Genomic DNA, 13,878 nt, shown 5'->3' with positions numbered 1-13,878 from the left:
GCCGTCACGACCGCCGCTGGCCGGCCAGGTCGACCTCGCCCCGGACCAGGGCGCCGGCCTGGTCCGGCGTCAGCGGGCGGGCGAAGAGGTAGCCCTGGCCGAGCGGGCAGCCCATGGCGGCGAGCAGGTCGCGTTGCTCGGTGTTCTCGATGCCCTCGGCGATGACCTGGACGCCCAGCGTGTCGGCGATCCGGGTGATGCCCTCGACCAGCGCGTACTGCTGCTGCGACATCCCGAGCCCGTCGATGAAGGACTTGTCGATCTTCAGGATCGAGATCGGGAACTCCCGCAGGTAGGAGAGCGAGGAGTAGCCGGTGCCGAAGTCGTCGATCGCGATGCCGACGCCCAGCTCCTCGCTCAGCGTGCGCATGTCGGTGTGCACCCGCTCGTCGCGCCGCATCAGCACCGACTCGGTCAGCTCCAGCACCAGCGCCTCGGGGGCGATCCCGGAGGCCCGTACCGCGGCGCGCACGACGTCGACGAAGCCGGCGTCCCGGAACTGCCGGGCGGACACGTTGACGTTGACCCGCAGGGGTGGCCGGCCGGTGGCGCGGCGGCGGTCGGCGGTCAGCCGCTGCCAGCCGGCGGCCTCGTGCGCGGCGCGCTCCAGGACCCAGGCGCCGAGCGGCACGATCTGGCCGCTCTCCTCGGCGAGCGCGATGAACTCGTCGGGCAGGACCATCCCGCGCCGGTCGTGCGGCCAGCGGACCAGTGCCTCGAAGGCGACCAGCTCGCCCGTCGCCAGGTCGACGATCGGCTGGTAGTAGAGCTTGAACGCGGACTCGGCGATCGCGACGTCCAGGTTCTCGTTCAGCTCGTGCCGCTCCACCAGCCCGGCCTGCAGGGCGGGCTGGTAGTGGCACCACTGGCGCTTGCCGGCCGACTTCGCCGAGTACAGCGCCAGGTCGGCGTGGGTGAGCAGCTCCGCCGAGTCCACGCTGTCCTCGGTGGTCGCCACCCCGATGCTCGCCGTCACCCGGACGGCGCCCGCGCTCAGCTTGAACGGTTCGACGAAGGCGGCCAGCACGCTGTCCGCGATCGCGCCGACGTCCGCGGGGCGCACCGCGTCCTCCACCAGCACCGCGAACTCGTCGCCGCCGAGTCGGGCCGCCGTGTCGGAGGTGCGCAGCGCGGTGGAGACCCGCAGCGACACGGCGACCAGCAGCTCGTCGCCGACCGCGTGGCCCTGGGTGTCGTTGACCACCTTGAAGTCGTCCAGGTCGATGAAGAGCACCCCGGTGACCGCCCCGCTGCGCTCGCCCCGGGAGAGCGCGTGGCCGACCCGGTCCTGGAAGAGCACCCGGTTGGCCAGGCCGGTCAGGGAGTCGTGGAAGGCCCGGTGGGTGAGCTCGCGCTCCATCTGCCGCTGCTCGGTGACGTCGCGCAGGGTGAGCACCAGGCCGCCGACGGTCGGATCCCCGCGCAGGTCGTTGCAGCGCACCTCGGCCTCGATCGGGGTGCGGTCCTGGCGCAGCAGGCGCCAGTGCTCGCGCTGCTGCTCGCGGCTGTCGCCGGTGCGGACCCCGCCGTCCGGGCCGCGCATCCGGGCCAGCGCGCTGCCGACGGCACGGCTGTCCTCGGGCGGGACGAGGTCCGTGATCAGGACGCCGTCCAGGTCGGCGTAGCCGAGGACGCGTTCGGCGGAGGACGAGGCGTAGCGAACGCCGTCGTCGGCGTTGAGGATCAGGATGACGTCGCTGGCGCTCTGCACCAGGGTGCGGAAGTAGGCCTCGCTGTTGCGGCGGTTGATCTCCTGGCTCAGCATGACGCGCTCGACGGCCAGCGCGGCCTGGGCGGCCAGGATCTCCAGCGAGCTCCAGAGGCTGGTCAGCTCCTGCTCGGTGCCGGTCACGATGAGGGCGCCGATCAGCGGGTCGCCGGAGGGGCGCTCGGCCAGGGTGAGCGGGCAGAGCAGTGCGCAGGGCATGCCGTCGAAGCGGACGGCGAGGTCGGTGCCGATGTCCTCGACGGGGAGTAAACGGGTATTCCGGACGGCTGCCAGGGCGAGCACCTCGTCCGAGTCGGAGCCGTCGTGCAGGTGGTGCTGGGCGGGGCCGCGCTCGGCGTGCCGGATGTGCAGGACACCGGCCTCGCTGACCGCGAGCAGGGCGACGTGCCCGCGCTCGGTGGGCATCAGGGTGGAGGCGGCCCCCTGGACGGCGTCGGCCACCTCCTCGACGGTGACGGCGGCGGTGAGCGAGGCGCCGGCCTCGCGCAGCACGCGCTCGCGGGCGATGGCCTCGCGCCGGGCGCTCACCACGAGCGCGAGGCGTGCCAGCACGAGCAGGAAGAGCAGCGCGGAGAAGGCGCCGATCACCCCGGCGTTGTGGGTGTTGCCGTTGATCGACTCGACGATCAGGATGGTCGGCGCGACCAGCGAGGCGGCGGCGAGCAGGGCGAGCCGGCCCCGCCCGAGGTCGACCTGCTGGGTGGGGACCGGTTTGGTGAGCTCGACCATCGAGGGATGCAGGGCGGCCGCGCCCCAGGCGGTGTAGAAGGCCGCCCAGCCGAGGTCGACCGGACTCCCGATGCGCCAGTTGCCGTGCAGCACGATGAGCCCGTACAGGATGTCGGAGATCAGCAGGCCGACCGTGCCGACGGTGAGCAGTTGGAGCGCGCGGCTGCCGCCGCCGCGGGGCACCAGCAGGCGCAGAAGCAGCGCGAGGACCACCACGTCGCCCAGCGGGTAGGCGATCGAGACGGCCTTCTGGAACCAGCTGAGGTCCGGGTTGCGGGCGTACGGGAGGATCAGGTAGATCCAGGCGAGCAGGGCCAGGCCCATGGTCAGGATGAGGGCGTCCAGCAGGCTGGCGCGGTCCTGGTGGGCCGTGCGCCAGCGGATGAAGCCCAGCACGCCGGCCGCGTAGAGCAGGTACTCGGCGAGGTAGAAGCCGTCGGCGACGGAGGGGAAGGGGCTGCCCAGGTGCAGGAACTGCATCTGGATGACCTGGACGACCTCGCCGGCGGTGAAACTGAGGTTGGCGAGGGCGAGCAGATACCAGAACAGCCGGTGCGCCGGGCGGTTGAGGTGGACACCCACCACGATGGCCGCTACGCCGCCGAGGCCGATGCCGGTCCACCAGATGATCCGCTGGGTCGGGTTGCTGTAGTAGATGCAGGTGAACAGCACCATCCACGACAGGTAACAGACCATCAGGCGTTGTCGCCGACGTGTCAAGGACGCTACCTCCTCCGCGACATCACTGCGCCGGTCCGGCGGTGACTTCGGGTGAGGACGGGACCTGCCGCGGCAGGTCCGGGGGTTGTGCTCGGGGTTGTGCTCGGGTTCCTCGAAAGGTGTACTCGGGTACGACCGTAGGCCCTGTCGGGGGAGTCCGCTCGGGGGTGCCCGCGGTTTCCGGGCAGCGGCCCCGTCCGTCCGGTGGCTTTCGGCCGGACGTTCGGAACGGTCCTTCGGTGCGTATAGTCGGAAATGTCGCACCTCCCAGCATTCTGCCGCCACACCACGAGGTCAAGCCGGTGGACGATGCAGTCGACAGCGCACAGGGCGCGCGCCCGGATGTGAATTCCGGGCGCCACGCCGTGGTGCGGAACGAAGACGGTCAGTACGCGATCTGGCCCGGTGACTTCACCGTGCCGGGTGGCTGGCGCACGGTGTTCGGGCCGGCCGGCCTCGCGGACTGCCGGGCCCATGTCGAGCGCGAATGGCGCTGGGCCGGGCTCGGGCTCCCCGGGCCCGGCGGCGCCGGCCGGGGCCCGGCCCGGGCCGGGTTCTCGGACACCGTGCACGGACTGTTCCGGGCCCGGGCCGCCCACGACCCGGACGCGGTCGCCCTGCTCGCCGAGGACGGCGAGCTGAGCTACCGCGAGCTCGACCTGCGCAGTGACCGGCTGGCCGCCGTCCTGCGGGCCCGGGGCGTCGGGCCGGAGCGGGTGGTGCCGGTCTGCCTGGAGCGCGGGGCGGCCCTGATCACGGCCTGGCTCGGCGTGCTCAAGGCCGGTGGGGCCTTCCTGCCGCTGGACCCGGCGCACCCGCAGCGGCGGCTCGCGCAGCTCGTGGTGGACTGCCGGGCGGTGGTGGTCGTCGGGGAGCACGGGCGGCACTTCGCCGGGGTCCCGGTGGTCGGCGCCGACGCGGCCGGACCGGACGGCGATCCCGGCCCGGGCACCGCGGGGACGCCCCCGGGCCCCGCCGCGGATCCGGTGGAGGACCCGGTCGAGGACGGCGTCCCGGTGCCGGACCCGGCCGTGCCGGACGACCTGGCGTACCTGATCTACACCTCCGGCACCACCGGCACCCCCAAGGGCGTACCCGTCACCCACCGCTCACTGGTCTTCACGCTCGACCGGGTGATCAGCGCCTACGAGCTCACTCCGCGTGACCGGGTGCTGCAACTCGCCGCGCTGGGCTTCGACACCTCGCTGGAGCAGGTCTTCGCCGCGCTGCTCAGCGGCGCGACTCTCGTCCTCGGCGGCGCCCGGACCTGGGCGCCCACCGAGCTGGTGCACCGGATGCGCGAGCTCGGGCTGACCGTCGCCGACCTCACGCCCGCCTACTGGCACCACGTGCTCGCGCTGCTCCCCGAGGGCGGTCCGGCCCCCGAGGGCCTGCGGCTCGTCGTGGTCGGCGGGGACACCGTGCACACCGACGACAGCCGCGACTGCCTGGTCAGGCTGCCCGGCGTCCGGCTGGTCAACGCCTACGGGGTGACCGAGGCGGCCGTCACCTCCACGCTCTGCGAGGTCACCCCGGCGGTGCTGGGGCCGGCCGGCGGGACCGGGCTCGGCGCGGCACCCGTCCCGATCGGCAGGCCGCTGCCCGGGGTGCGGCTGCACCTGCTGGACGCCCGGCTCAGCCCGGTGCGGCCCGGCGAGAAGGGCGAGATCTACCTGGGCGGCCCCGGCCTGGCCCGCGGCTACTGGCGGGCCCCCGGGCTCACGGCGGAGGCCTTCCTGCCCGACCCCTACGCGCCCGTCCCCGGCGAGCGGATGTACCGCACCGGCGACGCCGGCCGCTGGCGGTCCGACGGACAGCTGGAGATCCTCGGCCGCTTCGACGACCAGGTGAAGGTCCGCGGCTACCGGGTGGACCCGGCCGAGGTGGAGTCGGTGCTCGCCGCCCACCCGGACGTGCGGCAGGCCCGGGTCGCCGCCGACGGCGCCGCGGACGGCACGCACGTGCTGACCGCCTACTACACGCTCGCCGACCGGGACGGCTCCGGCGCCCGGGCCCGGCGGTCCCAGATCCGCGACTACCTCGCCGAGCGGCTGCCGGACTTCATGGTCCCGGCCGACTTCGTCCTCCTCGACAGCATGCCGCTCACCGCCGCCGGCAAGATCGACCGGCGCCGGCTGCCGCGCACCGCGCCGCAGCTCCAGCGGCGCGCGGGGCGCGACGGCGAGGGCACCGTGGAGGCCCGCGGCGCCGACACCCGGGCCGACGCGCCCGACGGTGCCCGCCGCGACGCGGGGCCGCTCGCCGACGGCTCCGGGAGCGCGATCGAACCCGCTGTCGCGCACCTCTGGTCCGAGCTGCTCGGCGTCGAGGAGGTCGGACCCGCCGACGACTTCTTCGCCCTCGGCGGCAACTCGCTGCTCGCCATGGAGATGCTGGCCCGGGCCCGGATCATGTTCGGCATCGACGTCACCAGGATCCGCTTCCTCACCCGCTCGCTGCTGCGCGACGCCACCCTGCGGGCCTTCGCGACCGCCACCCAGTCGGCCCGCGCCGGCGGCAACGGCTTCGGCGAGGCGGCCGTCGACTGGACGGCCGAGGCCGAACTCGGCACCCCCGTACGCCAGTCCTGGCGCCCCGCGCCCTCGCGCGCCGAACCGGCCGAGATCCTGCTCACCGGCGCCACCGGCTTCTGCGGCGCCCACCTGCTCGCCGCCCTGCTGGACACCACCGGGGCACGTGTCCACTGCCTGGTCCGCGCCCCCGACGAGGAGCACGCGCTGGAGCGCATCCGGGCCGCCCAGCAGCGGTACCTGCGCAAGGACGTGCTGGACGGCCGGGTGGTCCCGCTGGTCGGGGACCTCGCGGAACCGCTGCTCGGGCTCTCCCAGCACCGCTTCGAGGCGCTCGCCGACAGCCTGGACGCGATCCACCACCTCGGCGGGCAGGTCAACTTCATCTACCCGTACCACCAGCTGCGCGGCCCCAACGTCGGCGGCACCCGGGAGGTCGTCCGGCTGGCCGGGCACTCGCGGGGCATCCCGGTGCACTACCTCTCCACGCTCGCCGTGCTCGCCGGCTTCGGACCGGCGGGCGTCGGCGAGGTGACCGAACGGACGCCGCTGGCCCACCCGGACCGGCTCGCGGTCGGCTACGTGGAGAGCAAGTGGGTCGCCGAGCAGCTGCTGCACAACGCGGCGGCGGCCGGGCTGCCGGTCACCGTGCTGCGGACCAACGACGTCACCGGCGACCTCGCCACCGGGGTGATGAACACCGGGACGGAGATCTGCGCGCTGATCAAGTACATGGCCGACAGCGGGAGTTGCCCGGACGTCCGGCTGCTGCTCGACTTCGTCCCGGCCGACCGGTTCAGCCGTGCCGTCGCGCACATCGCCCGGCACGCCCCCGCGATCGGCGAGGTCTACCACATCACCTCGCCGCGCCCCGCCGTGCTCTCCGACCTCGCCGAACGGCTGCGGGCGCGCGGCCACCCGGTGGAGCAAGTCCCCTACAAGGCCTGGGTCGAGGACCTCGTCCGGTTCGCCGCCGGGCACCCCACCCACCCGATGACCCCGTTCGTGCCGCTCTTCGTGGACCGCAGCCCGGGCACCGAACTGTCCATCAGCGAGATGTACTTCCGGCCGACGTTCCCGCTCTTCGACCGGGCCAACACCGACCAGGCGCTGGTGGGCAGCGGGATCGAGCTCCCGGCGGTGGACGACGCCTTACTCGACCGCTACCTGGAGCAGTTGACCGCGGAGGGCTTCCTGACACCCCCGGCGGGGGTGGTCCGGCGGTGAGCGGGGGCGGCGGCGACGCGGTGTTCGGTGACGGGGTGTTCGGGGACCGGTCGTTCGGCGACGGGGTGTTCGGGGGCCTGGACGTGCGGGGCGCGCCGGGGGACGGGCCGGTGGCGTTCGGGGGGCAGCTCGGGCCGGACGTGCTGCTGGCGGCCTACCGGCACGGGCTCTTCCCGATGCCCGCCGCCGACGACTACGCGAGCGCCTTCAACGAAGTCCGGTTCGAGGAGGCGGTGGCGGCGGGGGAGGTGGCGCTGCTGCCCGGCGCCGCGGACGACCCCTACGCGCTCGCCTGGTGGTCGCCCGACCCCCGCCCGGTTCTCGCCCCGGACGCGGTGCACGTCGGGAGCCGGCTCGCCCGGCGGCTGCGGAACGGCCGGCGGTGGTGGACCAGCGCCGACCGGGCCTTCCCACGCGTGCTCGAAGCCTGCGCGCGGGCACGCCAACCCTCCTGGCTCGTACCGGAGCTGTGCGCCGCGCTGGTCGAACTCCAGCGGCGCGGCGCCGCCCACAGCGCCGAGGTCTGGGAGGGCGAGGAGCTGATCGGCGGGGTCTTCGGGGTGGCCGTCGGCCCGGTGCTCAGCCTGGACTCGATGTTCCACCGCCGCTCCGACGCCGGCCGGGTCGCCGTGGCCGACCTCGCCGCGCGGTTCGCCGACGCGGGCGGGCGCCTGCTGGACGCCCAGTGGGACTCGCCCCACGTCCGCGCGCTCGGCGCCGCCGCCGTCCCCCGCGAGCGCTACCTGGCCGAACTGGCCGCACCGGCCGAGGTCGGTCCGCTGGCCACCGCGATGCTCCCGGCCGCCCGGCTGGGCCGGTGACCGCGGCCGCCGGTCCCGCGGTGGAGGAGGCGGAGGCGGCGCGGCGGCCGACGACGCGGCCCCGCCCGGGAGGTTCCGGGCGGGGCCGGTCGGGCCGTTCGGTGCCGTCGGCCGGGCGAACGCCCCGGTGTCAGTACGGCTGGACGAGGACGTGCGCGGCGCCCGGGATGCCGACCTTCAGCAGCTCGTCCTCCTCCGGGGTGGTCGGCGTGCCGGTCTCCTGCTTCAGGACCGCCCGCGAGAGCGCCTGCACCCACATCGCGCGCGGCCGGCGGCGCTCCTCCCAGGCGGCGAGCGCGGCCGCGACGTCCGTGGCCGGGTCCTCGACCGCGTCCAGGCTCTGGGCCAGCACCAGCGCGTCCTCGACCGCCATCGCCGCGCCCTGCGCCAGGTGCGGGGTGCTCGCGTGCGCGGCGTCGCCGGCCAGCACCACCCGGCCGACGTGCCACGGCTCCTCGACACTGACCTGGGAGATCCGCGAGTAGACCACCGCGGCCGGGTCGGTGACCAGCGCCAGCGCCTCGGCGACCGGGCCGCCGAAGCCGGTCAGCCGCTCGGCCAGCTGCACGTGGGCGCGCTCCTCGTCCGGGCGGAAGTCCGCCGGCTCGGCGAACACCGATCCCAGGTACATCAGCTCGTCGGTGATCGGGGTCAGCAGCGCCTTCGCCCGCTGGTTCCCGGCGGACATCACCACGCCCTGCACCTCGGGCGAACGCGGCAGCGTCACCCGCCAGTTGGCGAAACCGGTGTACTCGGGCAGGTACTTCTCGCCGTAGAGCCGGCGGCGCAGCGGCGAACCGATCCCGTCGAAGCCGACCACCAGGTCGTAGCGGCCGTGGTGGCCGTCGGTCAGGGTGACGTCGACACCCGCGCCGTCGTCGGTCAGCTCGGCGATCGTGGTGCCGAAGCGGAGGGTGGCACCGGCGGCGGTGGCGGCGTCGCCCAGCACCCCGGCCAGGGCGGGGCGCGGTATGCCGTTGTTGGACGGGGCGTCACCCATCCGGGGCTGCGGGATCTTGGCGAGGGTGGCCCCGGACGGGTCGCAGATGGTCAGCACCTCCCACTCGAAGCCGGCCGCCAGGCAGGCCTCCAGCACGCCGATCTCGCGCATCACGTGCAGGGCGTTGGACGGCTGGATGATGCCGACGCCGAGCGCCTCCAGGCCGTCGCGCAGCTCGGCCACGTCGACCCGGTGGCCGCGCCGGGCGAGCGCGGTGGCCAGGGTCAGGCCGCCGATGCCGCCGCCGTGGATCAGTACGCGCAGGGGTGAGGTCATGACGGGGGTCTCCCAAGGGGGTCGGGGCGGGCGGTGCGGTGGGGTCGGGTGCGGGGTGGTCGGGGAAGGGCGGGCCGGGGTCAGCCGACCGGCGCGGGCCGGGCGGCGGAGAGGTCCATCAGGTGGTCGACCAGGGCCAGCAGGAGGTCCCGGCCGAAGCCGCGGTCGCGCACGTCGCCGAGCAGCATCGGGACCTGCGGGTCCAGGTCCAGGGCGGCCCGGATCTCGTCCGGCGTCCGGGTGTTCTGCCCGTGGAAGCAGTTGATCGCCACCACGAAGGGGATGCCCCGGCTCTCGAAGAAGTCGATCGAGGCGAAGCTGGTCTCCAGCCGGCGGGTGTCGGCGATGACGACGCCGCCGAGCGCGCCGTTCACCAGGTCGTTCCACATGAACCAGAAGCGCTCCTGGCCGGGGGTGCCGAACAGGTAGACCACCAGGTCGGGGCTGACCGTGATCCGGCCGAAGTCCAGGGCGACGGTGGTGGTGTCCTTGCTGTCCACGCCGGACAGGTCGTCGACGCCCACGCTGGCACGGGTCAGGTACTCCTCGGTGCGCAGCGGGGCGACCTCGCTGACCGAGCCGACCAGGGTGGTCTTGCCGACGCCGAAGCCGCCCGCGATGAGGATCTTCACGGCGGACGGCGCGGTGGCGCCGGAGGCGGAGGAGGAGGGAAGGGGTGCGGTCGGTGCCATGGTTCAGAGTCTCCGGAGTCCTTCGCGAACGGCCGTCAGCAGGCCGAGGTCCAGGCCCCCGCCGGCCCGGGCCACCGAGAGCGGCGCCCGGGCCAGCAGCAGGCCCTGGGAGATCAGGTCGCCTAGGAGGATCTTGGTGACCGAGATCGGCAGGTCCAGCTCCGCCGCCACCTCGGCGACGGCGGCCGGACGCCGGCAGCGGTCCAGGATCATCCGGTGCTCGGGCTGGAGCCCGCGCGGCCCCGAGCGGGAGGAGCCCCGCGCCAGGACGGTGCGGGCCTCCTCCGACACGGTGGTCAGCACGGTGATCAGGGTGAGGTCGTCGCGCTCGGGCGCGGTGCGGCCGCGGGTGATGGTGTACGGGCGCACCATCGTGCCGGCACCGTCGTCCTCGTCCTCGTCGGGCACCTCGCTCCAGTGCGGGATCACCGGGGCATCAACCCCGGTTCCTGGCCGCGAAGGCGTCGAAGTCGCTGCGCACCGGCGTGCTCAGCTTCTGGCCGACCTGCTGGACCAGGGTGTGCATGGCCACCGACATCACCTCGGCGTCCACCTCCTGGGAGGCGACCACGGCCAGGTGGGTGCCCTGCGCCGCGGCGATGATGAACAGCCAGACCTCGGACAGCTCGACGATCACCTGGTGCACCGGCCCGCCGTCGAACAGCTGGCCGACGCCCCGGGCGAGGCTCTGCTGGCCGGTCGCGACGGCGGCCAGCCGCTCGGCGTCGGCCCGCTCGATGGTGCGGGAGTGGCTGACGACCAGGCCGTCGTCGGAGAGCAGCACGGCGTTTCTGGTCCCGGCCACCGAGTCGACGAGTCCGTCCAGCAGCCAGTCCAGGTCCTGGTGGGTGGCGATCGTACGGTTCATGACTGGTCATCCGTCCTAGTGGTTCGGGGATCCGCGGCGGGCAGGGCCCAGGGGGCCGGGTCCGGTGCGGGTGCCGGGGAGCCGGCGGATCCGGTGGGGGGCGCCGGGCGGGAGCCGCGGGTGAAGACGTCGGGCCCGGGGAGGTGGACCTCGCCGGAGTCCTGGCCGCGGGCCACCCGGGACTGTCGCTGGAAGGCGCCGATGGCCGCGCCCGAGCGGCGCGGGGGGCGCTGGAACGCGCCGACCGAGCCGATCGGCGTGCCGAAGGAGCCCGGCATGCCCGGCGCTCCGGTGACGCGCTCGCCGGGCGCCGGAGCCGGCGGCGGGACGCGCAGCTCGGCGGCCAGGCTGGCCTGGCGCACCCGCTGCGGCAGCGGCGCCTGGCCGTCGGCCGGCTCGCTGAGCGGCACCGTCGAGGCGTACTCGCGCCGCTCGGCGAGGCGGTAGTGGTCGGCCGGGCGGTACTGCTCGTCGGCGTAGGGGGCCTCCGCGGGCGTCACCTTGGCGTAGGCGATGTCCGGGTAGGCGGGGGCGTCCTGGGCGGGGGTGTCCCGGGCGGAGGCGTCCTGGGCGGGCGGCTGGGCGAGCGGCTCCTGGGCGGGCGCGGCGTACTCCTGGCCCCCGTAGGCGTCCGTGCCGTACCCGTTCGTCCCGTAGCCGTCGGTGCGGTACCCGTCGGTGCCGTACTCGGCGCCGCCGTGGCCGGCCGTGCCGTACCCGCCGGCGCCGTACCCCGCGCTGCCGTAGCCGGCCGAGGCGTCGACCGGGGAGCTGTGCTCGACCGGCTGCTCGGGCGCGGGCGGCTGGATGTACTCGACGTGCGCGAACGCCTCGGCCGAGTTCTCCGCGGCCGCCGTCGCGACCAGGACGGTCTCCGGCGGCTCGATCGCCGGCGGGGCCGTCGCGACCGCCGTCGCCACGGTGGCCTCCGGGTCCGCCGGCCGGGCGTGGGCCGGGGTCCCGGCGAGGGCGGCCGACGCGGTCCCGCGGGTGCGCCGGGCGAGCGGGATCGGCTCGACCGGGGTGGCGTCCGGCAGCCCGGCGTCACCGTCGATGACCAGCTCGTCGGGGACGAGCACGACCACCCGGGTGCCGCCGAAGGCCGACGGGCGGAACTCGATCCTCAGGTTGGAGTTGGCGGCCAGCCGGGCGACCACGTAGAAGCCGAGGCGGATGTCGTCCGCCCGGGCCAGCACGTCCATCCGGGGCGGACGGCTCATCAGCTCGTTGGCCGCGTCGTACTGCTCCGGGTCCATGCCGAGGCCGCGGTCCTCGATCTCCACCGCGAGTCCGCGGCCGACCATCGCGGCACGGACCTCGACCGGCGTCGGCGGCTTGGAGAAGCTCGCGGCGTTCTCCATCAGCTCGGCGATCACGTGCGCGACCGGGCCGACGGCGCGCTCGGAGAGCCACGGGTGGCCCTCGACGTCCAGCATGATCCGCCGGTAGTCCTGCACCTCGCTCTGGGCGGCCCGCAGCACGTCCAGCAGCGGGACCGGCTTGCGCCAGCGCCGCTGCGGCTGGCCGCCGGCCAGGATGACCAGGTTCTCCTCGTAGCGCCGCAGGCGGGCGGTGAGGTGGTCGAGGTCGAACAGGCCCTCCAGCACCTCCGGGTCCTCGTGCTTGCGCTCCAGCTCGTCCAGCTTGCGCAGCTGCTGACCGATCAGCAGCTGGGTGCGGCGGGCGATGCGCTGCAGCAGCCGCTCGAAGCCGCGGTGCTGGTCGGCCTGCCGGACGGAGGTCTCCAGCGCGGAGGTGCGGGCCAGGTTGAGCGCCTGGCCGAGCTGGGCCAGTTCGTCGGTGCCGTTGCCGTGCGGGTCGGCGGTGATGGCGCGGCTCTCGGCCTCGACGTCGACCTGCTCGCCCCGCGAGAGGCGCTCGACGACCTCGGGCAGCGTCCGCTCCAGCTCCTCGGCCTGGGTGTGCAGCGCCTTGATCCGGCGGCGCAGCGAGCGGGTCAGCCGCCAGCTGGTGAGGATCACCGCGACGACCGCGATCAGGCCGATGACGGTGGTCAGCACGAAGGCGGTGAGCAGCGAGAGGAAGGAGCCCTTGCCGACCTCGACGATGCCGTCGGTGCGGGTCTCGATCGCCTTCACCAGCTCCGGGTTGAGCTGGTCGAGCGCCTGGCGCCACTGGTCCTGGGCGGCCGGGAGCTTGACGGCGCCGCTCGGATCGGCCGGGGTGGCCCTGATCAGCGACTGCTCCACGGAGGCCTTGGCCTGCCAGGCGGGGCTGGTCATGACGTCCTGCCAGGCGGCGGCCTCGGCGGCCGGCACGTACGGCACGACCTGCACGGTGAACAGGTGGTCCTGCGCGCCGATCGCCTGCTGGACCTGCTGGTAGTCGCCGGCGGTGAGCTTGCCGGACGGCCAGCCGCGGGCCAGCAGGGCGTCCTCGCGGGCCAGCATCTCCTTGGCCCAGAAGGCGTTCACCAGGGTCTTGGAGATCCAGGTGACCTCACCGTTGTCGACGTGGCTCAGCGCGGTGAACAGCCGCAGGTCCACGGCGATCAGGTCGGTGTAGTAGGTGAAGGCGGTCTGCTGGTCGACGGCTGCGCGGTCGACCGCCGCCCGCTGCTCGGCCAGCTTGCCCATCGCCTGCCGGGCCTCGGTGACCGCGGTGCGCACCTCGGTGGGCGCGCTGTCGGCGGTCTCGTCGGAGAGCGACTGGAACTGGCGCACCGCGTCGTCGGTGAGCTGGCGCTGGCGGCGCAGCGCGTCGGTGACGCTGCCGGGCCGGGCGAGTGCCTCGGCGCTGAGCCGGCGCTCCTCCTGGAGGTTGTAGTAGACGTGGTTGGACGGCTGCCCGGCCTTCTGGGCCAGCAGGCCCTGGGCCGCCTGGCGCTGGAAGTCGAGGAAGGTCTGGCCGCTGGTGACCGCCCAGAGGGCGGCGAGGGCGAGACTGGGGACGACGGCCAGGACGAGCAGCGCCGTCCGCAGGGACAGGCGCGGACGCCTGCGGGGGGACTTCGGCGTCGGGGGCCGCCGATTCGCACGCGCGCGCAGAGCTGACTCCTTGGGACTGGCGGCCGGCCTGGTGGGGCCGAACCGTCCGGGGGCACGAGCTTTTGACGAAGTGATACTAGTCATACGGTGTGATAGGAGTGAAAACTCGTTCGCTGCCTGGACGGTGTGCGCACACAGTCTTAACACACCGTCATCGGGCCGTTAATGATCGGTGAACGAAGGAGCCTTGCGGGGCGCGGCGCTCCGGGGCTCCGGCGGCCGGCCGCCGATGCGCCGTGATCGTGTGCGGAGCGTGCCTCCCGATTGCCCGCGCGGC

8 protein-coding genes are annotated in these 13,878 nt (G+C 74.3%); 2 read left to right on the top strand and 6 right to left on the bottom strand.

Features of this window, described 5'->3' with window-relative positions:
* Positions 1–4: 4 nt before the first annotated feature.
* A complete protein-coding gene (locus tag ABT263_RS04685; protein WP_352287518.1) occupies positions 5–3,178 on the bottom strand; it encodes a putative bifunctional diguanylate cyclase/phosphodiesterase in 3,174 nt (1,057 codons plus the stop codon).
* On the opposite strand from ABT263_RS04685, the gene ABT263_RS04680 reads away from it, so the two are divergent.
* Complete coding sequence (locus ABT263_RS04680) at positions 3,172–6,936, top strand: amino acid adenylation domain-containing protein (protein ID WP_352287516.1); 3,765 nt, start codon at positions 3,172–3,174, stop codon at positions 6,934–6,936. The two genes, ABT263_RS04685 and ABT263_RS04680, sit on opposite strands and share 7 nt — an antisense overlap.
* A complete protein-coding gene (locus ABT263_RS04675; protein WP_352287514.1) occupies positions 6,933–7,757 on the top strand; it encodes a leucyl/phenylalanyl-tRNA--protein transferase in 825 nt (274 codons plus the stop codon). Before ABT263_RS04680 ends, ABT263_RS04675 begins: the two co-directional genes overlap by 4 nt.
* 130 nt (positions 7,758–7,887) lie before the next feature.
* Here ABT263_RS04675 and ABT263_RS04670 read toward each other — a convergent pair whose 3' ends face one another.
* The 5 genes from ABT263_RS04670 to ABT263_RS04650 form a co-directional block, all read right to left on the bottom strand.
* Positions 7,888–9,033, bottom strand: a complete 1,146-nt coding sequence (locus tag ABT263_RS04670; protein WP_352287511.1) for an FAD-dependent monooxygenase — start codon at positions 9,031–9,033, stop codon at positions 7,888–7,890.
* 80 nt (positions 9,034–9,113) lie between these two features.
* Positions 9,114–9,725 carry a GTP-binding protein gene (locus ABT263_RS04665; RefSeq protein WP_329490370.1) on the bottom strand — a complete coding sequence of 204 codons (612 nt, stop codon included), beginning with the start codon at positions 9,723–9,725 and terminating at the stop codon, positions 9,114–9,116.
* 3 nt (positions 9,726–9,728) lie between these two features.
* Positions 9,729–10,154 carry a DUF742 domain-containing protein gene (locus tag ABT263_RS04660; RefSeq protein ID WP_380386868.1) on the bottom strand — a complete coding sequence of 142 codons (426 nt, stop codon included), beginning with the start codon at positions 10,152–10,154 and terminating at the stop codon, positions 9,729–9,731.
* A 7-nt stretch (positions 10,155–10,161) separates the two neighbouring features.
* Positions 10,162–10,593 carry a roadblock/LC7 domain-containing protein gene (locus ABT263_RS04655; RefSeq protein ID WP_329490371.1) on the bottom strand — a complete coding sequence of 144 codons (432 nt, stop codon included), beginning with the start codon at positions 10,591–10,593 and terminating at the stop codon, positions 10,162–10,164.
* Positions 10,590–13,685: a nitrate- and nitrite sensing domain-containing protein gene (locus ABT263_RS04650; protein ID WP_352287508.1), complete on the bottom strand. Its 3,096-nt coding sequence runs from the start codon at positions 13,683–13,685 to the stop codon at positions 10,590–10,592. Before ABT263_RS04650 ends, ABT263_RS04655 begins: the two co-directional genes overlap by 4 nt.
* Between the last annotated feature and the right edge of the window lie 193 nt (positions 13,686–13,878).

Source organism: Kitasatospora sp. NPDC001603, from assembly GCF_040298365.1.
Classification (GTDB): domain Bacteria; phylum Actinomycetota; class Actinomycetes; order Streptomycetales; family Streptomycetaceae; genus Kitasatospora.
The sequence above is the reverse complement of the archived record's forward strand: the minus strand, read 5'-3'. Positions and strand labels throughout refer to the sequence as shown.